The sequence below is a fragment of the Deinococcus sp. KSM4-11 genome (genome assembly GCF_004801415.1).
Lineage (GTDB): Bacteria > Deinococcota > Deinococci > Deinococcales > Deinococcaceae > Deinococcus.
This window is the reverse complement of sequence record NZ_SSNX01000010.1, coordinates 1-24,594: the sequence shown is the minus strand read 5'-3', so window position 1 is coordinate 24,594 and position 24,594 is coordinate 1. Positions and strand designations below refer to the sequence as shown.

General features: G+C 66.9%; 19 protein-coding genes. 11 read left to right on the top strand and 8 right to left on the bottom strand.

Annotated features, from left to right (window positions below):
- Window positions 1-54: 54 nt before the first annotated feature.
- Genes E7T09_RS20040 through E7T09_RS20030 form a run of 3 tightly spaced genes read right to left on the bottom strand, consistent with a single transcriptional unit; the run spans window position 55 to window position 3,799 of the window.
- Window positions 55-2,268 carry a xanthine dehydrogenase family protein molybdopterin-binding subunit gene (locus E7T09_RS20040; protein ID WP_136390987.1) on the bottom strand — a complete coding sequence of 738 codons (2,214 nt, stop codon included), beginning with the start codon at window positions 2,266-2,268 and terminating at the stop codon, window positions 55-57.
- Entirely contained in the window at window positions 2,265-3,233 is a 969-nt protein-coding gene (locus E7T09_RS20035; RefSeq protein ID WP_136390986.1) for a xanthine dehydrogenase family protein subunit M, read from the bottom strand. The genes E7T09_RS20040 and E7T09_RS20035 overlap by 4 nt, the downstream gene beginning before the upstream one ends.
- The gene (locus E7T09_RS20030) at window positions 3,230-3,799 is read right to left on the bottom strand and encodes a 2Fe-2S iron-sulfur cluster-binding protein (RefSeq protein WP_136390985.1); all 570 of its coding nucleotides are present in this window, start codon (window positions 3,797-3,799) and stop codon (window positions 3,230-3,232) included. The genes E7T09_RS20035 and E7T09_RS20030 overlap by 4 nt, the downstream gene beginning before the upstream one ends.
- A 363-nt stretch (window positions 3,800-4,162) precedes the next feature.
- Between E7T09_RS20030 and E7T09_RS20025 the strand changes: the two genes are divergently transcribed.
- From E7T09_RS20025 to E7T09_RS19985, 9 genes are all read left to right on the top strand, one after another.
- Entirely contained in the window at window positions 4,163-7,738 is a 3,576-nt protein-coding gene (locus tag E7T09_RS20025) for a transposase (protein ID WP_168734957.1), read from the top strand.
- 189 nt (window positions 7,739-7,927) lie between these two features.
- Window positions 7,928-8,752 (top strand): hypothetical protein, encoded by an 825-nt coding sequence (locus E7T09_RS20020; RefSeq protein ID WP_136390983.1) that lies wholly within the window; start codon window positions 7,928-7,930, stop codon window positions 8,750-8,752.
- A 20-nt stretch (window positions 8,753-8,772) separates the two neighbouring features.
- On the top strand, window positions 8,773-8,988 hold the full coding sequence (locus E7T09_RS20015; protein WP_136390982.1) for a hypothetical protein: 216 nt from the start codon (window positions 8,773-8,775) through the stop codon (window positions 8,986-8,988).
- 18 nt (window positions 8,989-9,006) lie between these two features.
- Window positions 9,007-9,837, top strand: coding sequence for a hypothetical protein (locus E7T09_RS20010; protein ID WP_136390981.1), 831 nt, complete (start codon window positions 9,007-9,009; stop codon window positions 9,835-9,837).
- A gap of 96 nt (window positions 9,838-9,933) precedes the next feature.
- Window positions 9,934-11,058, top strand: coding sequence for a DUF4352 domain-containing protein (locus E7T09_RS20005; RefSeq protein ID WP_136390980.1), 1,125 nt, complete (start codon window positions 9,934-9,936; stop codon window positions 11,056-11,058).
- Window positions 11,055-12,860, top strand: coding sequence for a hypothetical protein (locus E7T09_RS20000; RefSeq protein WP_136390979.1), 1,806 nt, complete (start codon window positions 11,055-11,057; stop codon window positions 12,858-12,860). The genes E7T09_RS20005 and E7T09_RS20000 overlap by 4 nt, the downstream gene beginning before the upstream one ends.
- Window positions 12,861-12,863: 3 nt before the next feature.
- A complete protein-coding gene (locus E7T09_RS19995) occupies window positions 12,864-13,352 on the top strand; it encodes a hypothetical protein (RefSeq protein WP_136390978.1) in 489 nt (162 codons plus the stop codon).
- 222 nt (window positions 13,353-13,574) lie between these two features.
- Entirely contained in the window at window positions 13,575-14,111 is a 537-nt protein-coding gene (locus tag E7T09_RS19990) for a MarR family winged helix-turn-helix transcriptional regulator (RefSeq protein WP_136390977.1), read from the top strand.
- Window positions 14,108-16,234, top strand: a complete 2,127-nt coding sequence (locus E7T09_RS19985) for a DHA2 family efflux MFS transporter permease subunit (RefSeq protein WP_136390976.1) — start codon at window positions 14,108-14,110, stop codon at window positions 16,232-16,234. The genes E7T09_RS19990 and E7T09_RS19985 overlap by 4 nt, the downstream gene beginning before the upstream one ends.
- Window positions 16,235-16,374: 140 nt before the next feature.
- On the opposite strand, the gene E7T09_RS19980 is transcribed toward E7T09_RS19985, so the two are convergent.
- The 5 genes from E7T09_RS19980 to E7T09_RS19960 all read right to left on the bottom strand — a co-directional run bounded on the left by E7T09_RS19980 (window position 16,375) and on the right by E7T09_RS19960 (window position 22,919).
- The gene (locus E7T09_RS19980) at window positions 16,375-16,854 is read right to left on the bottom strand and encodes a hypothetical protein (protein ID WP_136390975.1); all 480 of its coding nucleotides are present in this window, start codon (window positions 16,852-16,854) and stop codon (window positions 16,375-16,377) included.
- Between the two features lie 234 nt (window positions 16,855-17,088).
- On the bottom strand, window positions 17,089-18,645 hold the full coding sequence (locus E7T09_RS19975; RefSeq protein WP_136390974.1) for a protease pro-enzyme activation domain-containing protein: 1,557 nt from the start codon (window positions 18,643-18,645) through the stop codon (window positions 17,089-17,091).
- Window positions 18,646-19,599: 954 nt separating this feature from the next.
- Complete coding sequence (locus E7T09_RS19970) at window positions 19,600-19,947, bottom strand: hypothetical protein (protein WP_136390973.1); 348 nt, start codon at window positions 19,945-19,947, stop codon at window positions 19,600-19,602.
- Window positions 19,944-20,588 (bottom strand): ParA family protein, encoded by a 645-nt coding sequence (locus tag E7T09_RS19965; protein ID WP_136390972.1) that lies wholly within the window; start codon window positions 20,586-20,588, stop codon window positions 19,944-19,946. Before E7T09_RS19965 ends, E7T09_RS19970 begins: the two co-directional genes overlap by 4 nt.
- A gap of 933 nt (window positions 20,589-21,521) precedes the next feature.
- Window positions 21,522-22,919: a replication initiator protein A gene (locus tag E7T09_RS19960; protein WP_136390971.1), complete on the bottom strand. Its 1,398-nt coding sequence runs from the start codon at window positions 22,917-22,919 to the stop codon at window positions 21,522-21,524.
- Between the two features lie 733 nt (window positions 22,920-23,652).
- Here E7T09_RS19960 and E7T09_RS19955 point away from each other — a divergent pair.
- Window positions 23,653-24,138 (top strand): Type 1 glutamine amidotransferase-like domain-containing protein, encoded by a 486-nt coding sequence (locus tag E7T09_RS19955; RefSeq protein WP_240741912.1) that lies wholly within the window; start codon window positions 23,653-23,655, stop codon window positions 24,136-24,138.
- A gap of 20 nt (window positions 24,139-24,158) precedes the next feature.
- Window positions 24,159-24,323, top strand: coding sequence for a hypothetical protein (locus E7T09_RS22360; RefSeq protein ID WP_240741911.1), 165 nt, complete (start codon window positions 24,159-24,161; stop codon window positions 24,321-24,323).
- Window positions 24,324-24,594: the final 271 nt, after the last annotated feature.

Here is a 24,594-nt window from a genome sequence, read left to right as displayed (position 1 = left end):
GGTGGGCCAGACCGCCACGCTGTGCCTGCACCGCCACACTCCCCGGGGCGACGTTCAGCCCTGCCCCTCCCAGCCAGCCAGCACCTTGTCGAGGGTGATCGGGAAGTCGCGCACCCGCACGCCGCTGGCGTTGTACACGGCGCTGGCAACGGCCGCCCCGACGCCGCTGATGCCGAGTTCGCCCAGGCCCTTGGCGCGCAGCGGTGAGGACTGGTCGTCGAGCTCATCGAGGAAGATGACGTCCATGTCGGGAATGTCGGCGTGGACCGGGACGTGGTATTCAGCCAGGTCGTGGTTCACGAACAGGCCCAGGTCATGGTCGACGTGCAGCGCCTCCATCAGGGCGGAGCCGATGCCCATGGTCATGCCGCCCAGGCACTGGCTGCGGGCGGTGATGGGGTTCAGGATGCGGCCGGCAGCCACGACACTCAGGGCCCGCCTGACGCGGATCTCGGCGGTGTAGGCATTCACGTGCACCTCCAGGAAGTGCGCGCCGAAGCCCGCCTGCACGTACTGTTCGTCCAGGTCGCCGTAGGTCATGCGGCCCGTGGCGCTGACGCCGGACGTGCCGGCCAGGTCTGCGAGCGGCGTACATTCCGCGCCCTGCCAGACCTGGCCGTTCCGGAAGACGGCGTTCGCATACGTGTAGCCGGCCTGGCGGACCAGTGCGCGGCGCAGGTCGTCACACGCGGCGTAGACGCCGGCCGAGGCGCTGTTCGCGCCCCAGGAGCCGCCGGAACCGGACGCCGCCGGGTAGTCGGAATCGCCGAGGCGCACCTGCACCTGGGCGAGTTCCAGGCCGAGCATCTCGGCGGCCACCTGCCCGAGGATGGTGTAGCTGCCGGTGCCGATATCGGTCATCTGCGTCTCGACCGTGAGGGTGCCGCCGGGTTCGAGGCGGACGGTGGCCCCCGACGGTTTCACGAGGTTCGTGCGGAACGCGGACGCGACGCCATACCCCACGAACCACTCGCCGTCCCGGCGTTCTTTGGGCGTGCGGGGCCGGTTCTCCCAGCCAAAGGCCCGCGCGCCCGTCCGGAGGGCCTGCGCGAGCCGCCGCGACGAGAAGGGCCGCTTCGGGCCTTTCTCGGGGTCGAACTGCACGTCGTTCCGCAGGCGCAGCTCGACCGGATCGATCCCGAGCTTCTCCGCGAGTTCGTCCATCGCGCCCTCGAGGGCCAGCATCCCGACGGCCTCGCCCGGGGCGCGCATGCTCGCGCCGGGCGGCAGGTCGAGTTCGGTCTTGCGGGTGCGGATCTGGCGGTGTGGGCCGGCGTACAGGTATTTCGTCTGCTCGCAGGCGGGTTCCGTGTCCCCGCCGGGCAGGTTGCCCGTCCAGGTGTCGTGGCCGACCGCACTGAGGTGCCCGGTGGGATCGGCGCCCAGGCGCAGGTGCTGGATGGTGGCGGCGCGGTGCGAGGTGTGGTTGAAGATCAGGGGGCGGGCCAGGGCCGTCTTGACCGGGCGGCCCAGCAGCCGGGCGGCGGCGGCGGACAGAACCGCGTCCGAGAAGAACAGCAGTTTCGTGCCGAAGCCCCCGCCGACGTACGCGCTGATGACGCGCACGTTCTTCTGCGGGACGTTCAGGGTCAGGGCCAGCCCGCGTTTCACCCAGTGCACGACCTGATGGGCGGTGTAGACGGTGAGCTGTTCGCCCTCCCAGTGGGCGATGGTGGCGTGCGGTTCCATCGGGGCCTGCGACTGGTCCGGCGTGGTGTAGGTCAGGTCGACGGTCACCTCGGCCTTCCGGTAGGCGTGGTCGAAATTCCCGACGACGCTGTCCACGGCGTCCTCGGGTTCCTGGCCGCCGGGCACGGTGTCGGCCAGCGTGTACTGACCCGGCGTGACCTCGTAGTCCACCTCGATGAGGGACGCGGCGGCGCGGGCCTGCTCGAAGGTCTGCGCGACCACGAACGCCACCGCCTGATGGTAGTGGCGCACCTCGGGCCCAGTGAGCTGCGGGGACGCCTCCTCCTGCTGTGGAACCGGCGTGTCGGACTTCCCCTGCGCGGGCATGGTCTCGTGCGTCAGAACGAGCAGCACGCCCGGCGCGGCCTCGGCCAGGGCCGTGTCGATGCGGGTGATCCGGCCATGCGCGATCCCGGCCCCGAGCACGAAGCCGTAGGTGGGGGCCACGGGGAGGTCGTATTCGTAGGCGTACGGGGCCTGTCCGGTGACTTTCAGCGGCCCCTCGATCCGGGTGTGGGGGCGCGTGACGACCCGCTCCTGGTCAATCGGATTGGGGGTGGCGGCTTGATCGAACTTCATGCCTGGCCTCCGTGGGCCGATTCCAGCACCGCCGTGAGGGTGCCGCGCAGCAGCGGCAGCTTGAAGGCATTCTGCGCGGTCGGCCGCGCCCCCTCGAACGCCCGGTCGATCACAGCCGACGCGCGGCGTCCTGGCGCCGTATCCACAGACACGCCCTCGGCCTCCTCGACCCTCCAGGGCCGCGGGGCGACGCCGCCGAAGGCGAACCGGGCCGCCTTGCCGTTCAGGATGGCCGCCACGGACACGAGCGCAAACGCGTAGGACGCCCGGTCGCGCACCTTGCGGTACACGTGCGTGCCCGCCACCGGCGGCGGGAGCGTCACGCCCGTGATGAGTTCGCCGGGTTCCAGCGTGGTCTCCAGGTGCGGCGTGTCGCCGGGGAGGCGGTAGAGCCCGTCGAGCGTCAGGGCCCGCTCGCGTCCATCCGGCCGCACGGTGTTCACAGTCGCGTCCAGCACGCGCAGGGCGACCGCCATGTCCGACGGATGCTGCGCGATGCACGCGTCCGAGGTGCCGATCACGGCGAGCGGGCGGCTCAGACCGGTGAGCGCCGCGCAGCCGCTGCCGGGCTCACGTTTGTTGCACGGCAGGTTCGTGTCGTAGAAGTACGGACAGCGGGCACGCTGCAGCAGGTTCCCACCGGTTGTGGCCTTGTTGCGGATCTGTCCGGACGCGCCCGCCAGGATGGCGCGTGACAGGACGCCGTACTCCGTCTTCACGCGTGGGTGGCTGGCGAGCTCGGTGTTCGTGACCAGCGCCCCGACGTGCAGACCGCCGTCGCGGGTGCCGGTGATTGCCCGCAGGTTCAGGTCGCCGAGATCCACGAGGTGGGTGGGCCGCTCGATGTCCAGCTTCATCAGGTCGAGGAGGTTCGTGCCGCCCGCGATGAATTTCGCTCCGGCCGGCAGCGTGGCGTGGCTGGCCGCCTGCGGCGTGCGCGCCCGTTCGTACGTGAAGGCCCTCATGGCGCGGCCTGTGCGCCCTGCGCGGCGTGGACGTCCGTGACCGCCGCGATGATGTTCGGGTACGCGGCGCAGCGGCAGAGGTTGCCGCTGAGGCGTTCACGCACCTCGTCGGCACTGAAGGTCACGTCGTTCAGGTCAGCGGTCACGTGACTGGGCACGCCGCGCGCGAGTTCGTCGAGCGCGCCAAGCGAGGAGCACAGTTGCCCCGGCGTGCAGTACCCGCACTGGAAGGCGTCGTGCTGCACGAAGGCCGCTTGCAGCGGATGCAGCGCGTCCGGCGTGCCCAGACCCTCGACCGTCGTGACGTGTTGCCCAGCGTGCATCACCGTCAGCGTCAGGCAGCTCAGGATCCGGGTGCCGTCCACGAGCACGGTGCAGGCGCCACACTGGCCGTGGTCGCAGCCTTTCTTCGTCCCGGTCAGGTGCAGGTGCTCCCGCAGGGCGTCAAGCAGCGTCACGCGCGGGTCGAGGGTCACGTCATGCCGCGTTCCGTTCACGGTCAGGGACACCGCCAGTGCGGGCGGGTCGGCGTCAGAAGGCTTGGGGGTCGGACTGGTCTGGGACATCGGTTCCTCCACACGCTGGACTGAGCTCTAGAACGGAATCAGATGGAACTTTCGGGCACAGCATTCCGGGCAGTTCCCTGCTGGCCGCCACGGCATTCCCTGGCTGTCTTCTCCCTCAGCGCCTCAGCCCGTACTGTCCCGCACGAGGCCCCGCGAACCACCGCAAATGGTTAAAGCAGGCTTTACGGACGTCCACCGTCACGTCCAGGGCCTATTCGCGACCGCCGTCGTGGCCGCCGTCACCACTGTCACCATCCTTTCCTGAACCTTGAGCCGCTTGAGGCCGGGTTCCGCGACCTACCGTCTGGCATGGAAGTCAAGGTCACCCTGGCCTCTCGCGAGCGTTCTAGACTTGCCGGAGTCATGAGCCGGCCTGCACGTCCGCTCGTCCCGTCCGCCCAGGCAGCGCCGGACGGGGGTCTGCCCACGCTGGAACGGCGCGCTGCGGCGCTGCTCGCCTACCTGTCCGTCGAGGGGCCCACCCCCCGATCCCGCCTGGCCGGGCTGCTGTGGCCGGACGTACCAGAATCCACGGCACGCGTTAACCTGCGCCAGACGCTCCGACGCTTGCGGCAGGGCGGCGTGGCACCTGAGCTGGGGAAGGGCACCATGCTGCACCTGAGCGTCCCGTTGACCACCGAAGAGGTGCTGGGCGGCCTGCACGTTCACGACTACGACGACCTGCCCGAGTTGGCCGACTGGTTGCTGGCGGTGCGGGAGCGGCACCGTGCCGCGCGGATCGTGGCGATCCGCACGGAAGCGCGGCACCTGGAGGCCACAGGCAACCTGCGCGGCGCGCTGGATCTGGGCGAGGTCTGGCTGGACCTCGATCCGGTCAGCGAGGAGGCCTGGCGAAGCCTGATGCGCCTGCACCACCTGCTGGGCGACCGGGCGGGCGCATTGGTCGCGTGGCAGCGCTGTCAGGCAACCCTGCGACGCGAACTGGACGTCCTTCCGTCATCGGCCACGGCCGCCCTGGCCCGCGAGATCGAGGGCGACGACGCCCCGCCGCGTCCCACGCCCGCCGCGCTGCCGCTCTCCACCCGCCGACCGCCGCGCCTGATCGGCCGGGACACCGAGTGGGCCGTGATGGAACAGGCCTGGGCGGACGGTCAGGGCATCATCCTGAGCGGGGAGCCGGGCGTGGGGAAAACCCGCCTGCTGCGGGATTTCGTGACCGCGCATGGCCTGGCCGCACACTTCGAGGGCCGCCCTGGGGACTGGTCCGTGCCCTACAGCACACACGCCCGCACCTACAGCGCGCTGCTGCGCCGGTTCCCGGAGCTGGCGCTGCCCGGCTGGGTGCGGCGGGAACTTGCCCGGATCGTGCCCGAACTGGGGGAGCCGCCGCCACCGCTGTCCAGCGACGCCGACAAACTGCGGTTCTATCAGGCCAAGACGGAGGTTTTGCGGCTCGCCGCGGACGCGGGCATGGGCATCGTCGCCTTCGATGATCTGCAGTTCGTGGACGCGGCCAGCGTGGAGGCCGGGGAGCACTCGCTCGCCGCGTTCTGGGGAGATGGCAGCGCTCCCCTGCGCACCATTCATGCCCACCGGGCGGGCGAACTGTCCCCCGAACTCGAAGCGCGCATCGACCGGCTGGTGTCGGCGGGCCTGGCGGTGAGGGTGCGCCTGGAACCGCTGTCCAACCCGCAGGTGGCCGAACTGCTGGGCAGCCTGGGGGTGGCCGACCTGGCCGCGCAGGCGGACGAGATCGCGCGGGCCACAGGCGGCAATCCACTGTTCGTGCTGGAAACGGCCCGTCACCTGCTCTCCACCAGCGCCGGACTGCTGCCACAGCGGCTCGGCCCGCTCGTCAAACAGCGGCTAGAGCGGCTCTCGCCCGCCGCCCTGAGCCTGGCGCGGGCCGCCGCAGTCCTGGGAGCGGACCTGAGTCCGGAGACCGTCGCCCCCATGCTGGACTGTGCCGCCCTGAGCCTCGTGGCCCCCTGGGCCGAACTGGAGGACGCGCAGGTGCTGTCGGGGAACGCCTTCACCCACGATCTGCTGCAGGAGGCGGTGCTGTCCGGTGTTCCCGCTCCCCTGCGTGCCCTGCTGCACCGGCAGGCGGCGGCGGCGCTCGCGCCGGTGGGCCGCGCGCCCGCCCGTGTGGCGGCCCACTGGGAAGCGGGCGGGGAGCCGGGGCGGGCCGGCCCGTTCTGGCAGGCGGCGGCGCAGGAGGCGCTGGACGCCTTCCGCCTGACGGAGGCCGCGCAGCTCGCCGGGCGGGCAGCCTCTGCGTACGCCCAGGCCGGCCACACGGACGCGGCGATCACGGCGTTGGAAGCGCAGAGCCGGGCGCTGCTGGAAGCCGATCATGGCGGGGCCCACGAGGCGGTGATCGCGCAGATGGCAGACCTGGCGCGCACGCCGGTGCAGCGGGCGCGGGCCGCGTACCACCGGGCCCAGCTCCTGAACCGCCAGCGGCGCAGCGCCGAGGCCCAGGCCACAGCGGAGGCGGGTCTGGTGCTCCTGGGCGACCGGCCCGAACCGGAACTGCGCGCCAGCCTGCTGGGCACCGTGGCCCTGAGCCTGTGGTACGAGGGGCAGCTGGACGCCGCTGCGGACGCCTACGCGCGGGTGGAGGTGATGTTCGGCGAGCTGGGCATGGTCTCCGCGCAGGCGGACACCATCAATGACCTCGCGCTGGTGCTGGACTACCAGGCCCGGCGGGCCGAAGCTGCCGAACGGTACGCGCAGGTGGAGGCGCTCTTCACCGCGCTCGGCCAGACCGATCACCGCGCCATCGTGCTGGGCAACTGGGGCGGGAGCCTGCTGCAGGGAGGCCGGGCACGTGAGGCCGTGGGCCGTCTGGAAGCAGGGCTGGAGCTGTGCACGGCCCTGCAGGGCACGCCGAACATCGAGCGCCGCATCCGCACGCAGCTGGGCAGCGCGCTGACGATCCTGCACCGCTTCACGGAGGCGCAGACCCACCTGGAAGCCGCCCTGGCCCTGGCGCAGGCCCACGGGCTGCCGCAGGCGTACGCGCGCACGGCGCTGGGCGACCTGTGGGCCAGTCTGGGCCGCCACGCCGAGGCCGAACGTGAGTTCGGTCTGGCCGATGCGGAACATACGCGCGCGCCGGAACGGGCCATGGTTCGCCTGAGCCGGGTGCGCGCGGCGGCGCGCACCGGACTGCCCTACAGCAGGCCTCTGGCCGAGGCGGAGGAGTTGATCGGCGCCGGCAGTCCGGCCTCCAGCCGCCTGCGCGCCCACCTGTGGCGGGCCGGGCTGGCCGAGCCTGCGGTGGGTCTGACCCTGGCCATGGAGGCGGTGGACGAGGCCAGGAACATCGATCATGGGGGCCTGGAGGCCGCCGCGCACACCCGCGCGGCGCAGGCTTTGATGGCCCTGGACAGACCCGACGACGCGGTTCGCCACGCGAACCAGGCCCGCACCCTGCTGCACACCTTCTCGGCCGCCGACCTGGACTGGCCGGAGGTGGCGCTGGTTCACCTCAAGGCGCTGGGCGCCCTGGGCGACGTGAACACACAGACCGTCCAGGATGAGGCGGCCGAGCGTCTCGTGGCCCTCGCGGATCACGTTCCCGAGGCGTGGCGGAGCGACTTCCTGAACTTGCCGGCCCACCGCGCCCTGCTCAAGGCCCCACCCTCGCCCACTAGGCACTGGAGTCCGCTGACCGACGCCCAGTGGGCCCTGGTGCACCACACGCTGGGCGGCCGCGAGGCGAGCACCGGTCGACCCCGCCGGGACACCCGCGCGGCGCTGGACGGCGTGCTGTGGGCGCTGGACACCGGCTCGCCCTGGCACGGCCCATTTCCGGCGGGGCTGCCGTCGGCGGCCACCTGTTACCGGCGCTACCGGGACTGGCTGGGCAGCGGCGCCCTGCACGCCGCCCTCGAACGCCTGCACGCCGAGCCGACGGCGCGAGCGCTGGCCGCGCGGGTGCTGGGCCGACTGAACCCGTCCCAGACCTGACCGGCAGCACCGCACCGGGTTTTGACATGACCTACTCCGGCCAGCCGTTTTGAAACGGCGCCGGAGCCCCGGTCGTGGCGAGAACACGCCATGTGCCGTCACGGGTTCATCACGCCGCGCCGTCTACCGTGGGCGCAGCGGTGAGGGGGCCGGACCGGTGATGTCCGGAGTCGCCGCGAGGAGAACAGGATGATCCGGAACCTGACCGCCCTGATTGCCGCAAGCCTCGCCCTGGTCGCGTGTTCCCAGACCGCCGTACCGGCCACCCTGCCCGAGGTCACCGTGACCGCGGCTGACAGCGGCGTGCAGGCGCCCGCGACCGCCCAGTCGGGCCTGCTGGCCGTGACCCTGACGAACACCGGGGCCCGCCCCCACACCATCTTCCTCCTGCGCCCCAAGGCTGGCCACACCCAGGCCGAGGTGCAGGCCGCGCTGAACGCGGCCGATGAGGCCGCGCTCTACACCCTGGCGGATGGCTACGGCGGCACCATGGACGTCGCGCCGGGCACCAGCGAGCGCGTGATCCTCGACCTGCCGGCGGGGACGTACTTGCGGCTGGACGACGCGGCCGATCCGTCGGCGGCGCCGGTCATCACCGGCACGTTGACGGTCACGGCGCGCAGCGGGGCGGCGGTGTCGGAACCAGCGTCCGACGTGAAGGTGACGGGCACCGACTTCGCGTACGCCCTGCCCTCGACGATCCGCGCCGGCACGCACATGTGGCAGTTCGTGAACGCCGGGCAGGAAGCGCACGAACTGGGACTGGTGAAGCTGCACGACGGCAAGACGCTGGCCGACGTCAAGGCCTTCCTGGATCAGCCCAATCCGGACTTCAGCAACGCGCCGGGAGACTTCGTGGGCGGCAACATCCCGCTCTCGGCCGGGGTGCGGGAGTTCACCAGCCACACGCTGAGCGCCGGGAACTACGTTGCGGTGTGCTTTATTCCGGATCCCGCCAGCGGCAAGCCCCACTTCGATCTGGGCATGCTCACGGAGTTCACGGTCACGCCCTGACCCGCTTGGAAGGCGGCCCCATGTCTGACGATCCGGCAGCTCCCGATCCCGAACAGGTCTACGTCCTGCGCCTGAGTGCCGAGACCGATCAGCCGGACAGCCGACGGCTCAGCCTCTACGACGCCTCCAGCGGCGAGCGCGTGTATTTCCGCACGTCCGGCGCGCTGCTGCGCTGGCTGGGGGCCCGGCTCGACCCACATCCACCCACCACCGACCGCCCCCACCTGAAGTCCTGAGCGCCAGAGGAGACCACCATGAACCGACGCCTGCTTGTCCTGTCCGCCCTGAGCCTCGGCAGCGCCGTGGCCGCCCCCACGCCGCTGACCGTCACGGCCACCGCCAGCGGCTACAGGGCCCCCGCCACCGTGGCCGCCGGGGCCGTCACCGTGACCTTCAAGAACAGCGGCAAGATACCCGTGGACCTCGCCTTCTTCCGGCTGAAACCCGGCGTGACCGACGCCCAGTTCCAGGCCGCCGCGACCGCCGTGGCCACCCAGTCGGCCAAGGACGCGTCGTGGAAACTCAACCAGATGGTCGAGGTGGCCGGCGGCGTCGGCGATGTGCCGCCCGGTCAGTCCGGCGCCGCCACGATCACCCTGGTGCCGGGCAAGTACCTCCTGGCCTCCCTGGACGCCGACGAGAAGACCCACAAGACGGCGCTCTCCATGGGCTTTCTCAAGACCATCACGGTGACCGGCTCCGCCATGGGCAGCGCACCCGCCGCCGACTACAAGATCAACATGGTGGATTACCGCTTCGAACTGCCCACGAATGCCACCGCCGGCCGCCACACCTGGCAGGTCATGAATTCCGGCAAGGAACCGCACTTCGCCCTGGTCGCCAAGTTGATGCCCGGCAAGACCCTCAAGGACGCCATGGCGGCGCTGATGAGCCAAAGCCAGTCCGGGCCACCCCCCATGGACTTCGAGCACGCGGTCTTCGCCCAGGTGCTGACCACCGGGCACGCCGAGACGGTGACGTGGAACCTGAGCAAGGGCAGCTACGTGGTGGTGTGCTTCGTGGCCACCAAGGACGGCACCGAGCACGCCCGGATGGGCATGCTCCAGCAACTCGATGTGAAATGAAGGCCGGGGCACCGGTGCCAGCGACATAAGCGTGCTGGCACCGGTGCCCCGTGTTGCGTAGACTCGATCCGTCCTCCACACAACTTCAGGAGTCCCATGATCCGGAAATCCGCTGCACTTGCCCTGCTGCTCTCCACCACCCTGGCCCTGGCCGATACGTCGGTGACGATCAATGGCAAGGCGGTGACGCTGCCCAGCACCACCCAGAATGGGCAGGTCTACGTGAATCTGAGGGCGCTGGCGCAGGCGCTCGGCCTGCGCCTCACCTACGACGCCGCGACCAAACGCTACACGCTGGGGCCGGCCGGAGCCACCGGCAATGGACAGCTCGCGGGCGGCTCCGGCGTCGTCGGCCAGCCGTATGCGCTGGCGAACAGCGACGTCAGCCCATTGAATTTCACGCTCAGGGGAGCCGAGTTCGTGGCCACGCGGGTGAACATCGGGCAGGAGAGTACCGTTCCCGCCGCCGACCAGAAATTGCTGGTGCTGCATTACAGTGTGCAGAACGCCGGCAAGACTGAGAGCCGCTTCTCGTGGAGCAGCGTGAAGTTCACGGTGGTGGACGACCAGAACGCCAACCGCCAGAACGTCGAGGCCGTCGGACGTGAGGGCAGCAGCGACGCTGTAGACCTGCGGCTCAAGCCGGCGCAGAAGGTCGACGTGTACACGGTCATTCCCCTGCCCGCCGCGAACGGCGCCCCCAAACTGATCGTGCAGGGCGGCGACCAGAAAGTGCTGCGATACGACCTGCACGGCGTGGTGAAGGCCATGGCCGCGCCGTATGCCGATCCGCAGAATCCGCTCGCCGTCCGCGCCAGCGTGCCCGCGAAGGCGAGCAGCTACGTCCAGGTCGGAGCGCTCGACCTGCGACTCGACCGTCTGGCCCTCAGCGACGCGGCCATCGGCGGCACCAAGCCCAGCGACGGGCACCGCTTTCTGATCGCCACCTTCAGCGTCCGCAACGGATCGCCTACCGAGCAGCGGCTGTCGTACAACAACCTCCAGCCCACGCTGCGGCTCGCCAGCGGCGACAAGGTGACCTGGAACCAGACGGTGCTCAAGGCGGGCAGTGACGAGTCCCTGGACGTGAGGCTGCAGCCCGGCGAGGAGGCCAAGGCCCGGCTCTACTTCGAAGTGCCCACCAGCGATCCGGTCACAACCCTGAGCGTCGTTCAGGACACGTCCCGCCCGGTCGAGTTCGACGTGAGCGGCGCGAAATGAAGGCCGCAGTATGGATCGGGCTGCTGGCCCTCCTGGGCAGCGCGCGGGCGGCCACGGCGCCCACCCTCCCCGCCGACTACTTCACCCGCGACGTGAAGCCCCTGAACGTCACGCCCACCACCGACGCCGACAACAGTTACAGCGACGTCATCGGGCCGGACGGTGGGCAGCTCACCACCCTGGACGCGGCCGGAAATACCTACACGCTGACGGTTCCAAAAGGCGCGCTGGGCTTTCCCGAACGCCTGACCATGACCCCGCTGACGGCCCTGAAAGGCATCCCCTTCAAGGATGGCGTGAACGCGGGCGTGCAACTGGAGCCCGAGGGCACCTTCTTCGTGAAGCCGGTGACGCTGGAAGTGGAGTTTGCCGACAAGCCGAACCTGCAGACCATCACACCCTTCAACTTCACGGGCGCGGGCCAGGACTTCACCACCACCATGCTGATGCGTGACCCCGGCCATTATGTTTTCCTGCTGAACCACTTCAGCGGCGCGGGCTTTGCCAACAGCAACGAGGCCGAACAGACGGCCGAGGCGGTACGGCAACCGCAGGCCGACGAGGAGCGAATTCAGCACTACGTGCAAGAGCAGCTGGGCAAGGAACGGCAGCGGCAATTGCTCGGGCAGGACTCGAACGGTCTGGACACAGCCGTGTTGGCCAAGGCCATGGCCGAGTACGAGAAGCAGGTCATCGGGCCCCTCAAAGAGGCCTCAACCAAGAGCTGCACGGTGGGCCTCCTGTACATCACCAAGGTGCTGGGCCTGGAACGTCAGAAACAACTGCTGGGCGTGGACAGCGATTCGAGCTTGAGCGCGCTGGCCAGCGGACTTGGCCCCATCGCCGAGAAATGTCTGGACGAGGAGGCGCAGGTCTGTTTCAAGACCGGTGATTTCCTGCGCCTCACGACCTTCTACCTGGGCGTGGAACGCCAGGCCCAGCTGCTGGGCGGCACCATGGGCGACGCGTTCAAGACCAAGTACGACAGGGTGCTCAAGGCCTGCGCGCACTTCGAAGTGCAGGTCAACTCCACCCTGACCGAAAAGGGCAACATCGACCTGGCAGGGGTGTTCCCTCAGAACAGCGTGGCCAGCATCATCCAGGGGCAGGGCATCACCAGCTACAGCGCCACCATCACCAGCATTCTGCCCATCAAGATTTCGGCGATGACGTTTCTGGGATCACCGGCCGAACTCCCGAACGGTCACCAGCCCCTGCCCTACGCCGGATTCAACCTGAACGAAACGTACAACGGAAGCACCATGGGCTTGCCCGCCCATTGCGTGGAATCTGGCACTGGCACCACACCGGGCCTGATCGCCGCACAGTTCCTTCCCATTTTCAAAGCCGAGCCGCCCGACCCGAATGCCCCGAACCCGAATCTGGAGGGCCTGTCGCCCGCCCAGAAACGCGACGTGATCCGCATTCTGCACAACACACCCAAGTACGGCCTGCTGGCCCCGCCGCGCAAGCTGGATCTGCCGAACACCATCCTGACCATCGGCGTGGGTACGCCCACAGAACACACCCTGAGCAGTTGTGGCGAGCAGAAGCACTCCGACCCCACCACCTGGCTGGACAGCTGGAACAAGCAGCTCAAGGCCATCGGCGAGAAGAGCGCGGTGACCATCGGATCGGGCGCCACCACCGAACCGGGCTGGGCGCTCAGGACTTGGCAGAACACCACGACCTTCCCGCTCAAGATCGTGCAGGACGTGCCACACCACGAAGCCATCGGCGGTGGAACCTACGACGAGACCTGGCACCTGGACATCACTGTGGTGCACACCCCCAAGGAGTGATCCGTGAAGATCCTGACTGTTCTGACCATCCTCGGCTGTTCGTCCATGTCGCTCGCTGCCACCGATCCCTGCAAGCTGCTCGCCCCCGGCGAGGTGAAGTCCGGACTGGGCGCACCCGCCGTGACGGCCAAGCCGGCCGAGGGACAGGATTTTCCGTCCTGCAACTTCGACTTCGAGGGCGGCAGCCTGATGGTGCAGCTGATCTCGCCGGCCAGCAAGTTCTTGCAGGGCAAGTCCCTGGCGAGCGCGATGGGCAGTGGAGAGAGCAGCTTCAAAGGGTTGAAGACGGTACCGGGTCTGGGCCAGGACGCGGCGGGCGTGGGCGGTTCCTCGGTGACAGGTGGCGTGCCACAGGACTCAGCGGTACTGTTCGTCCGCCGGGGCGACGTGATCGTGATGCTGTGGGCCGTGTCCAGCAACCACGCGGCCAAAAAGCTGACCCTGCCCAGCGTGACGCTCCTGGCCAAGCGGGCCCTGTTGCGACTGCACTGAGCTCGACTGCCCGTCCGTGTTGTCGAGAGCAGGCGTTCCGCATGGATGCCCGGAATGCTGTGAGGTCTGCAGACGAATTCCAAGTGGGTGCCTCTAAAGCAATCGCAAGTCGTTGGAATTGAGGCCTTGGGACGAGGTGGACTGGTCGGCAGTCCACCTCGTCGCATTCCAGCCGCCAATCCTCCTATTGTAAAATTATTGCAGAAGTGAAACAATTTCTCCATGAAAACACCACCCCGTGAGCACCCTCCCGCCGGGAACCAGGCCTCGCCGTCCGAAGGAGCGATCAATGACCTGATGGCCGCGTGGTGGGCGGCCACCCAGGCGATGAAGCGCCACCTGACCCCAGTGCTGGAGCGTGAGCATGGCCTGGACTTCAAGGATTACCTCGCGTTGAGCGCGGTCGAGACCGGCGCCAATTACCCTGGGCTGGTCTGCGGCCGCCTGGCCATGACGCCCAGCATGGTGTCGAGGCTGATTGACGACCTGGTCAAGAGCGGCCTGATCGTCCGTCGGCTCGACCTCGACGATTCGCGCCGGGTACAGCTCACCCTCACGTCGGCCGGCGCCGCCGTCCTGGCCGCGACACGTCACACCATGTACGAGGTGCTACGCGGGGGGCTCAGCGGCCTGCCCGCGACACAGGTTGTGGCGTTTACCGAGATCATGCGGCTTCTGGGAACCAGCTTCAGCCAGTCGGGATCGACGCCGTCCGATCCAGCCCTCTCTGCACCCGCACTGGAGATTGACCACCCATGACCACACCCGGCGTCGCATCACCCCCGGCCGCTTCGCCCGAAGCCCATGCTGGCCCCACCTTCACCCGTCAGGAAAAGCTGTTCACCATGATCGGTACCCTGCTCGGGATGCTGCTGGCGGCCCTCGACCAGACCATCGTCTCCACGGCCGGGCCGCAGATCCAGAAAGACCTGCACATCGATCCCAGCCTCTACACCTGGATCACCACCGCGTATCTCGTGGCCTCGACGGTCATGGTGCCCATCTACGGCAAGCTCTCCGACCTGTACGGACGGCGGCGCATCCTGATGTTCGGCATCGTGTCCTTCCTGATCGGCTCCCTGCTGTGCGGGCTGTCAGGCGAGCCGTTCATGGGCTCCTTCCTCGGCGGTGGCACCGGACAGCTCATCGCCTTCCGCGCCGTTCAGGGCTTTGGCAGTGCGGCGCTGTTCACCACGGCCTTCGCGGTGGTGTCCGACCTGTTCGCGCCTGCCGAACGGGGCCGCTACACGGGGCTGTTTGGGGCTGTCTTTGGCATTTCGAGCGTCCTCGGGCCACTCATCGGCGGGTACCTCACCGATCACCTGAGCTGGCACTGGGTCTTCTACGTCAACCTGCCGATCGGGCTGATCGCCATGACCTTCATCCTCACGCGGATGCCGGCCCTCAAGCATCTCTACGGCCAGGCCGAGGAACGGCCCCGTCTGGATCTGCTGGGCGCCTTCTGGCTGATCGTTGCCGTGGTGCCCCTGCTGCTGGCCCTGTCGCTGGGCAAGACGACCCTGACCCCCGGAGAAACCGGCTTCCTGTGGGGCTCCTGGCAGGTGCTGGGCATGTTCGCGCTGGCCGCCTTGGGCACCGTACTGTTCCTGCTCACGGAGCGCCGCGCACACGATCCGCTGATGAACCTGGGGCTGTTCCGCAACCGGGTGTTCTCGATCGGTTCGGCCGCGACCTTCCTGCTCGGCATGGCCTTCCTGGGGCCGATCATCTTCCTGCCGCTGTTCATGGTGAACGTGGTCGGCCTCAGCGCCACCAATTCCGGCCTGACCCTCACCCCGCTGGTGCTCGGACTGGTGGCCGGCAACATCCTCAGCGGCCAGCTGGTCACCCGCATCGGCAAGTACAAGGGCATCATGGTGGTCAGCCTGGTGCTGCTCATGGCCGCGTTCCTGATCATGGGCTTCACGCTCCATCCCGACGCCAGCCAGGCGTCCGTGACATGGAAGATGATCCTGATCGGCCTGGGCCTGGGACCCTCGATTCCGCTGTACACGCTGGCCATCCAGAACGCTTCCGATCCGCGGCTGACCGGTCAGGTCACGTCGGCCGTCACCTTCTTCCGCAACCTGGGTCAGGTCGTCGGAGTCGCCATTCTGGGCACCCTGTTCGCGAATACCCTCAGCGGCGAGCTGACCGTCGCCAAGACCGAGGCCCAGGCGCTGCTGCCCGCCAGTGCCCGGGCGCAGTTCAACACCCTCGGGCAGGGCGGAGGCAGCGATGCGAGCAATTTCAACGTCGCGACCATCAAGAACACCGTGGCGGCCAAACTGAACACCGAGGAAACCCTGATCACCCAGGCGCTGCGGGACAACGATCCGGCCAGCGTGAAGACCCTGCTGGCCGATCCGAACACCCCGGCCCAGCTCAGGGACGTGCTCAGCGCCGGTGGCATCGACGCGCAGGTCAAGGCCGGTTTTGGGAAGGTACTGGCCGGGGTCACCGCTGCCGTCCGCAGTGGGCAACCGGGAGCCCTGACGGCCCTGGCCGCCAATCCACAGCTTCCCGAAGCGCTACGGAGCCAGCTGGCCCAGATCCCCGCGCAGGCCATCTCCACTCCACAGGGTCAGGACGCCGTGCTGGGCCGGATCACGGCCGGGCTCAGCGCCGCCGAGACCAGCGCGGCCACGCAGGCGAAGACCACGGCCGTCAACGCCGCCATCGCAGGTATCGAACGCAGCAAGGCGACGCTCCTGCACGCCATCGACGTTTTCGGCACCGGATTCAAGGTGGCCCTGACCGACGCCGTGGCCGCCGTGTTCCGCGTGGGGTTGATCGCGGTCGTCCTCGGCTTCCTCGCGACCCTGATCCTGCCGCAACTGCCTTTGCGTCGGCGTGGCGCGCCCGTTCCCGTCAGCGAATAGACGAGACCTCCAAACAGAGAGGACGGCCGTGGGCCGTCCTCTTTCCTTTTCCCTCAGTAGAGTACCGGGCAGCCGAAACGAGCGGTGTGTCCAGATATCTTCCGCGCCTTTTGCTGACGCGTCTCCATGACCCTCCCGGTTTACCCGGACGCTGTCCACGTCGAATCGACGACCGTGCCGAAGTACCCACTGCCGTCGGCCTCGACGGCCAGCGGCTTCACGATCAACCGGACGTCGATGACGTCACCCGGCACGGCCACGCGCGCATGTAGTCGAAAGGCACGTGCGCTGTCCCGGAAACCCGAAACAGGTGGGCTGCCCATCAGGGTCATGATCTCCGGCAGGGCCTCCACGCCCAGCAGATCCTTGCCTTCCCCGGGCACGATCACCGTGCCAAAGGGAAAGTAGGTGGTGCGGTCACCATGACCGTCATACCAGCCGAGCACCACCGATTCGAGCAGGACATGGGCTGGCCCCAGGTTCAACAGCACCACCCTGGACGCGGCCGACGGTTCGAGTTGCAGGTGGGCATCGTCATAGAGCCGCAGCAGGGCACAGGGGCCATACATCGCCATGACCTGGGCCACCAGGGGCTCATCCAGTCGTACAGGATCGCTCATACCTGAGCCTAGCGGCTCTCCCTTGCCCGACCAGCGCAAAGGGGTGAGCGGTATCGCCGACACCACAAGGGACGGCCTGCTCCGAGCACCTGGCACAGGCCAGGGCGGGGGCAGGTCATGCCATTGCGTTCAGCCGATCCTCCTGTTCGCACCGTTTAGCACGCCCTCAAGACTGTTGCTAGGGTGTCGGGCACGGGCACGGAAATGGTCCGGCTGATGTTCAGGCGTCAGTGACTAAGGGGCCAGGGTGGCCAGCCGCGTGCCGTCGGGACTGCCCAGACCGGTGCAGGCGTCCCACCCTGAGTGCGCCTGATACGCACCGTTGTTCCCGCTGGTGATGTCGCGCAGCGGCCCGGCCGCATACAGCAGGGGGTTCAGGAAGCCGATGGGGTGGGCGCGCTGGGCGTTCAGGCGGGCCACCAGACCGGACCACAGGGGCGAGACGGCGCTCGTACCGCCGATCACCATGTCCTGACCGTCCACGCGAACGCGGTACCCGGTCTGCGGATCTGCCACGGCAGCGATGTCCGGCACGCCTCGACCGACCCGGCCACCGGGATTGGCCGAAGGCGGCACGCCGGCACCCTGCTGGTAGTCCGGGAGCGCGAACGTGTCGCTGACGCCTCCACCGGTGGCTCCGTGACCCATCCCGTTGTTCCAGACTGTCTCGCTGCTGATGGCGCCCCCGTTCAGTTCTAGGCGGGTGCCGCCGCAGCCGGTCGCCCAGGGGCTCGACGCCGGGAAGTCCGTGTGCGCTAGGTGGTCGCCCACGCGGTCGTCCGAACCGTCGTCGCCGGCCGCGCACAGCACGGTGACTCCGAGCATGGCCGCCTCGCGGAAGGCGCTGTCCATGGCCTGCATGGCCTGCTGTGTCCAGCCCGGTTCGGCTGCCCCCCAGCTGATCGAGACCACGCTGGGCTTGCGCCGGGCGTCATGCACGGCCGTGGTCACGGCATTGAGAAACCCGGCGTCGGTGTTCGGAGCGAAATACACGGCGATCTTGGCCCCAGGAGCGACGGCACCCGCCACTTCGATGTCCAGCATCACCTCGCCGTCCGCGCTGTTCGGGTCGCCCGTCGGGGCGTTCTTGCCACCGTTCACCCGGACGGCCGTAACCTTCGGGGCCTTAAGGCCCAGTTCGGCGAAATACGCGGTGATATCGGCCTTTCTGTACCCGCCGCCCAATTCGATGATCGCGATGGTCTGACCGGCCCCGTCGCCTGCCGGGAACTGATAGGCCTGCGCGAGTTCGAGCGGCGTGAAACTGCTGCCTGCCGCGTGTGGATGCACCACGCCCGGGGCTGGGAGCGGGCCGGCCAGCCGGAACTGCGGGTGGGCCTGTGGGCGGTCGTCGAGGCCGAACACGCCCTCGACGATGTCCGCGAGATCCTGGGGAACGTGCACCGGCCCGCTGCGGCCCCGGAAGGTCACGCCACGGTCTTCGTACAGCCCGAGCGAGACGCCAAACGCCTCCTGCATCTGCGACACGCGGCCCCGCAGGATGACTGTCCGGCGTGGAGCGCTGCTCTCGACCACGCTGAGGCCATGGGCTTGGGCGAACTGCTCCACGCGGGCCAGCTCCTCTGGCGACGATCCGAATTCACGGTTGAACGCCGACCGGCGCATGGGCACGGCCGGGAGGGCGTGGGGCTGCACCCCCGACGACTTCAGGCGCACGGTCACGTCGATGTCCTGGTCGGGGTGTGGATCGCCCACAGCTTTCGCGGTGGCCGGGAGGAGGCGAGCGCTGCCTTTCACGGCAACCTGAGCGGACGTGGCTTTTCTGGGCATGACAGTCTCCTGGGGTGGTCGACGGGAGGGGGAACGGAGCGGAATCCTGTCCATCGGTACGCGGTGAACATCACCACACTACGATGCTAAATTCGTTCTTGGTGAATTTTCAAACTAAAGTTGTCTTATAACAGAGGAACAGGGCGCATCGACAGACATACTGGGGCCTCGACCACCTGACTCAACTTTCACCTCCACAGAACAATCGGACGATGGGACGTTGGTTCTCGCGCTCAATGTCCCGTTCTGGGAGTGCCGGGCGAAGGCCATCAATTCCTCCTGGCCACCGGGCTGAGGGGAAGGGAGCGGGAACGGCTCGCCCGGACGGTGGGTTCAGTGTGCTGCCCAAGGCATGATCGCCCCATGATCGGCTGCAGGTCGACCCAGCCTTCAGCACACGCCGAACGGGTTTCGTCCAGGTCAACCCGTCCACGATCAAGGGGGTGACGTGGGCGGCCTCGGCGACCATTCGTCATCACCGCAGAAATCGGGCACACTGGGTGCAGCACCACGTCCGCCGAGGTTTTACATGCTTTATCTGGACACCAACTGATGCCCACCCGAGACAAGTCGAGCGCCCGTCCCCGTTTTCAGCAGTGCTATCCCGATCAATTCGCCACGCCCGATGAACTCCACGCCGCGGGCCTGCGTCCAGGCACCACCGAGCCCGACGCCATCCTCACCTACGATCATGGAGACCGAAGCGGTCTGTGTGCCCTCTACGACCGAGCCAAGGCCCTTCCAATCACCCATCCTGCCAAATGACGATTCGTGGCGCCCTGACTGGGACGCATACCCGAGCTGGGGCGGCCTGACTGGCTCCTCACGACAACGGGTCATCTTCGCCTTGGCAAGGTCTACATCTCAGTGGAAGCAGCTACATCTCCCGATACGCTGGCCGTTGGACGGTAGGACGCCGACCACCGGACTTAGCCGCTGAAGCAGCCGCAGAGGTCAGGTATCTCGGCGCTCTCGACGCACCGCCTGGATCTCTTCGAGCCACCGTTGATGCACCTGTGGATCCCGAAGGGCGACACGCACGGCCGCTTCCAGCGCTTCGTCGAGATTCACGCGCCTCACGCCGAGTTCGTCCGCCGCGTCAAGGAGCCCGCGCGTCAGTTCGCGGTGGAGCGCGAGGGGCACCCGCCCTGCGAGGGTCTTGTCGTCTCCCCTGCCACCTGGCGCCAGTGCTTCTGCGGGTCGAGTGGACGCCGGGTGTACCTCGGGCACCGCGGGTGTGGGTTGCTCGTCCTGCTCACGTGCCTGCTTGAGCTGCGCCAGGCTGGACAACAGGTCAGTCATGCGTTTACCTCCATCACCCGGGCGATCACCTCCGCGGTCACCGCCTCGTAGTCCTTCCAACACTTCGCTGCGATGTCAGCACGAACGTCTTTCACGAGGACAGCGGCATTCGCCGCGTCGCGAAACACTTCACTGATCCGGACGCTCGATCGCAGCACCGGAATCTGCTGGCCCAGTAGCCCCTTGCGCGCCTGGATTTCCTTCATGCCTCCTGGGCGCACCATGGTGAGCAGCGCGCTGTAGCGTTCGGACGCCACCCCGCCAGCCCGCAGGATGTCGGCGGTCTGTGCCACACCATCGAGGCCGTTGATGTCCGGTGTGGTGGGCAGCAGGGTCAGATCCGCCGTGCGGGCAAATTCGAGAAGCTCCGTGTTGTCCGGGCCACCTTCGGTATCGAGGACGACAACGTCGTAATCGCGGGCTCTGGCCAGCGCTGTGACCGGCGCAACGGTGAACGGAAGGTGTCCGCCCCGCGCCCATGCCGTGCTGGTACGGATTCGGTCACCATCGGCCAGGAGAACCCGTTGTTGGGCGCTTGCCAGCACACCAGCGATGTGGATGGCGGTGGTGGTCTTGGCGATGCCCCCCTTGAGCCCAGCTACGGCGATCACCAGTGGCCCAGATCGAGACGCGGTCGTCATGAAGTCAATCTACAGGCTTACCCGTCTACGCGTGATTTTGTAAAAATGTGTACACACACACGTGTAAACAAGTGTTTGTACTGCGCAGCCCACGACGTCGTTCGCTGGATGTATTGAACTGGAATTGTACGGCTGGCCGCAGATCGAAGCTGCAAACGAGACAGAGTCCACAGACGTGTAAGTCCACATGTACACATGTGGACTTACACGTCTGTGGATAATTTTGACTATATGCATATGTGTACACCTACTGACCGAAATGCTTCCGCGTCGCTCTGGAGCGCCAGCGTTTTTTCAGGATCTCGAAGGATTCTGAACCCGAACTCCCGAAGCACTCCCGCTCCTGCACCACCGTGGTGTGAGTGGAATGCCAGTGGACAGACTTGGCTTCCTAAAGGGATGGATGCCCGCCACCAGGAGGCGGAATTCCACTTTGGAGGCCCACTACGGGCACACGTTACATTTGAGCTTGATTCCCATGTCGGAACGGGGCCACGTCGCGCTGTCCCAGCGGCATACAGACGGCGCGGACGTGCTGGCGATAGGCCGACGCCAAGCTGAAAGAACACAAACATGATTCCTGACGCTTTACCCAGCAGGCGCTGCAACACGGGCAGAACCGATTCTGCCCGAACGGAGCTGAGGCGCCAGATGGCCGCACAGCGTCTGAGCGGCCCAGCACGCACCCGCCCAAGCACGTCGGGCCCTGAATGACACCCGCCTCTGGTGAGGGCTCCTGTGGCCGAGATAGCCCGTCTTATCTGGAGGAAGATCACACCGCATGCCACGAGGTGCAGGAACGGCCAGTTCTTTTGATTTGCCTCACCACACACGCGATTGATTCAATAAGGGCTGGATCGCATCAGAACCGTGCTGAACGCAGAATTCAGAGAATATGGACTCGTGGAAAACACCGAATCCCACAGGTGTGTCTCAGGCAAGCTGAAGGGGTGGCACGGGTTCACCATCCATACCAGCGCGCAGTCTGGCCTTGAGTTCATCCACGAACTGCTGCGCCTCAATGCGCACCAGCCGGTGATGGGCCTCGGTCAGCAACTGCGCTGGATCCGTCACACCGTGCAGCACCTGGTGACGCAACTGATCCAGCTCCGACGTGGTGAAGCGCCTTGCAAACAGCAGCGCAATGCGCTTGACCGTGAACGTTGCCGCGTCCTCCGGAGAGAGAACTCCGAGTTCCTCCGCCCAGGTCGGCAGATCGGGTTCCGGAGCCGGCTGGCGGGGCAGGGGAGAGGCGGGAGGATGCAGTGTGACGACCCGGCCGCTCTGCGCATCGGGGTACTGGTCAGGATTGCGGATGAGGTGCACCAGCGCGTGGGCCGCTGTCTTCCGGATGGTGAGGGTGCCGCTCCGCACCAGCCGGTCGAACTGATCGATGCGGGCCATCAGGATAGAACTCGTGTACTGCCGGGCCAGTTGCCGGGACACGCCATCCGTGACGCCATGGGTGCGCAGGCGGGCGAGCAGCGCCGGGCTGACAGGCGTGAATTCTGGCGCGAATTCGTAGCGCAGGCGCTGGTTGCGGCCACGGCCTTCAATGGTCACGGCTCGCAGGTATCCCCGGCGTTTCAGTTCCTCATGCGGCGCTTCCAGCGCGCGGCGGATGGTGTCCGGCCGGGTATTCGGGAGTTTGCAGAGATCGGCCCATTCGATGATCCCGATCTCGAACTCGTCAATGATCTCATCGGGCGACTCGGGGTTGTACCGCATGGCGTCCAGCAGCCGAAAGATGATCCGAGTCCGTGGACGGGACAGGGATTGCATGAATTCGATGTTCAGCGGCTTGGTATATCCGCTGCGCAGCGACGCCACGAGCGGTTCCGCCAGTCTGACGCGCAGCATGGTGCGCTCATCGAATTTTCCGGACTCGCCCTGGTGCGTGTACTCGAGCAGTTCGATGAAGTGGAACTTCGCGGTCGTCCAGCGGCGGTTTGGATGATCCCGCCAGCCACCGGCAATCTCGTAGGACGTAGTGTGCAGGCGGTCGAGGCTGACAAGCATCATTTCCCGGTATTTCCCAGTGCGGTGGAACCCGGCGAGCTGCATGAGTTCGGAGACCGACAGGTTCATTTCCCCGTCGTCAGGGAGGCCGAGGCTCATAAAATAATCGATTAGGGCGCTGCTGACGTCGTTGTCGATGCCGTGTGGAACCCCGAGTTCTGGAAGGGCCCGGCACGACACCCGAACCATGCGCTCACCGTGCGGGTAGGTGACCTTCCAGGAGTTCAGACCATCAATCTGATCCTGGGCGGAGACGAGGTTCAGCCGCCCCCAGTTGAGATCATCGAAACTATTGCGGCGCTTGTCAGCCATGCGTCTCCTGTTGTTGTCAAGAATACCCTTGTTTAGGAAAAAGATTTGAAAAGATTATGGTGAAAAACACCACCAAGAGGCCGCAGGAGTTCCTGTGCTGGACATGTTTTTTCGGCGAAATCCCACAGGTGTGTCTCAGAAAACCCCACGGGTATGTCCCAGGTACCTGGGCCTTTTCCCACAGGTATGTCCCAGGGGCCTGAAAATTCCCCATAGGTGTGTCCCAGTGGATCCCACGGGTGTGTCTCAGGCGTGCTGTGGGACATACCTGTGGGGATACAGGGATTTTCCACGGGTATGTCCCACGTCGTGGGGTGGAAATCCCACAGGTATGTCCCAGGCACAACACCCCAACTCCACAGGTGTGTCCCAGGCACAACACCCCAACTCCACAGGTGTGTCCCAGGTGGGATGCCTGTCCCGACCAACCGCCCCAGGGCCGGCGGTCGGCCCGACCGCTGCTGAGGGTGTCATTGAGACATTGGAATTCGTGGGCTGTGTTCCTAGGCCATGATTTGCCGTGTGAGCGTCATTGTGATTCCGAGCTGGTACGACTGCGTCAAGTGCACGAGGTCATTGACGCTGCCAGCGAAGAGGCGGCACCCCATGCCTCCATGTTGTTGTAGAGACAATTTGCTCATCTCATCACGTTATTGACATCCTCTTTTTGGTGGCGAGTGAACGTCCATATCTGAGCCGACAGGCCTATCGAGCGGTTATCCGGGAGACGACCATGAAACTTCTCCTCACGTCCGCCGGGATCAAGAACCAAAGCATTCACGACGCGCTCCTGACTCTCCTCGGCAAGCCGATCGCTGATGCCACCGCCCTGTGTATTCCGACGGCAGGGTACGGGCATCCCCAGGGCAGTCCCGGTGGGGCCTGGCGCTTCATCAATGGGCGGGCACCAAGAACCCCCATGTGCGAGCTGGGGTGGAAGTCTGTGGGCGTCCTGGAACTCACAGCGCTGCCCAGCATCGGTCAGGAGCGGTGGATTCCCTGGGTGCAGGCGGCAGACGTCCTGCTGGTGAATGGGGGCGACGCGCTGTACCTGCACCACTGGATGAAGGAGTCCGGGCTGGCTGCTCTCCTGCCGTCGCTGCGCGAGACCGTCTGGGTGGGCTTGAGTGCGGGGAGCATGGTGATGACCCCCGGATCGGCGAGGACTTTATGGGGTGGAGGCCGCCCACTGGGAGCGATGAAACGCTGTGTCTTGTAGATTTCTCGATCGTCCCTCACATGAACCACCCCGATCTGCCAGAAAACACGATGGCCACGGCCGAACACTGGGCAGCGGGGTTGCCTGGATCCAGCTACGCCATCGATGACCAGACGGCCATCGACGTGGTGGATGGCACCGTGGAAGTGGTTTCCGAAGGTCACTGGAAGCTCTTGAGGCCCTGACGTCGCACTTTGCGGTGAAGCTCAGGCGTCTGGTTGCGAGGTCTGGCGGGCCGGGTCGGACGAATGATGAGCGACCCGGCTTGCCAGAGTCGTGGGTGCAACTGGAGCCTGTGGTTTCAGATTTCACGCCAACTGAGGTGCAAGTGCGTTCCGAGCCGGCTGACCTATTCGCCCACAAAGGTCGTATCGACCGGCCCCACGCTGGTGGAGCCGGTGGTGACGATCACCTTGCCGCCGATCACTCCAGCCACCGGGGATTGCCGCGGCTCCG

Coding starts and splice junctions, on each gene's coding strand:
- E7T09_RS20015 (WP_136390982.1), top strand. CDS start 8,773: ATGTCTGACGATCCGGCAGCTCCCGATCCCGAACAGGTCTACGTCCTG.
- E7T09_RS20010 (WP_136390981.1), top strand. CDS start 9,007: ATGAACCGACGCCTGCTTGTCCTGTCCGCCCTGAGCCTCGGCAGCGCC.
- E7T09_RS20000 (WP_136390979.1), top strand. CDS start 11,055: ATGAAGGCCGCAGTATGGATCGGGCTGCTGGCCCTCCTGGGCAGCGCG.
- E7T09_RS19975 (WP_136390974.1), bottom strand. CDS start 18,645: ATGCCCAGAAAAGCCACGTCCGCTCAGGTTGCCGTGAAAGGCAGCGCT.
- E7T09_RS19955 (WP_240741912.1), top strand. CDS start 23,653: ATGAAACTTCTCCTCACGTCCGCCGGGATCAAGAACCAAAGCATTCAC.
- E7T09_RS19960 (WP_136390971.1), bottom strand. CDS start 22,919: ATGGCTGACAAGCGCCGCAATAGTTTCGATGATCTCAACTGGGGGCGG.
- E7T09_RS20035 (WP_136390986.1), bottom strand. CDS start 3,233: ATGAGGGCCTTCACGTACGAACGGGCGCGCACGCCGCAGGCGGCCAGC.
- E7T09_RS20005 (WP_136390980.1), top strand. CDS start 9,934: ATGATCCGGAAATCCGCTGCACTTGCCCTGCTGCTCTCCACCACCCTG.
- E7T09_RS19980 (WP_136390975.1), bottom strand. CDS start 16,854: ATGAGCGATCCTGTACGACTGGATGAGCCCCTGGTGGCCCAGGTCATG.
- E7T09_RS19990 (WP_136390977.1), top strand. CDS start 13,575: ATGAAAACACCACCCCGTGAGCACCCTCCCGCCGGGAACCAGGCCTCG.
- E7T09_RS19970 (WP_136390973.1), bottom strand. CDS start 19,947: ATGACTGACCTGTTGTCCAGCCTGGCGCAGCTCAAGCAGGCACGTGAG.
- E7T09_RS22360 (WP_240741911.1), top strand. CDS start 24,159: ATGAACCACCCCGATCTGCCAGAAAACACGATGGCCACGGCCGAACAC.
- E7T09_RS20030 (WP_136390985.1), bottom strand. CDS start 3,799: ATGTCCCAGACCAGTCCGACCCCCAAGCCTTCTGACGCCGACCCGCCC.
- E7T09_RS19965 (WP_136390972.1), bottom strand. CDS start 20,588: ATGACGACCGCGTCTCGATCTGGGCCACTGGTGATCGCCGTAGCTGGG.
- E7T09_RS20020 (WP_136390983.1), top strand. CDS start 7,928: ATGATCCGGAACCTGACCGCCCTGATTGCCGCAAGCCTCGCCCTGGTC.
- E7T09_RS20025 (WP_168734957.1), top strand. CDS start 4,163: ATGAGCCGGCCTGCACGTCCGCTCGTCCCGTCCGCCCAGGCAGCGCCG.
- E7T09_RS20040 (WP_136390987.1), bottom strand. CDS start 2,268: ATGAAGTTCGATCAAGCCGCCACCCCCAATCCGATTGACCAGGAGCGG.
- E7T09_RS19985 (WP_136390976.1), top strand. CDS start 14,108: ATGACCACACCCGGCGTCGCATCACCCCCGGCCGCTTCGCCCGAAGCC.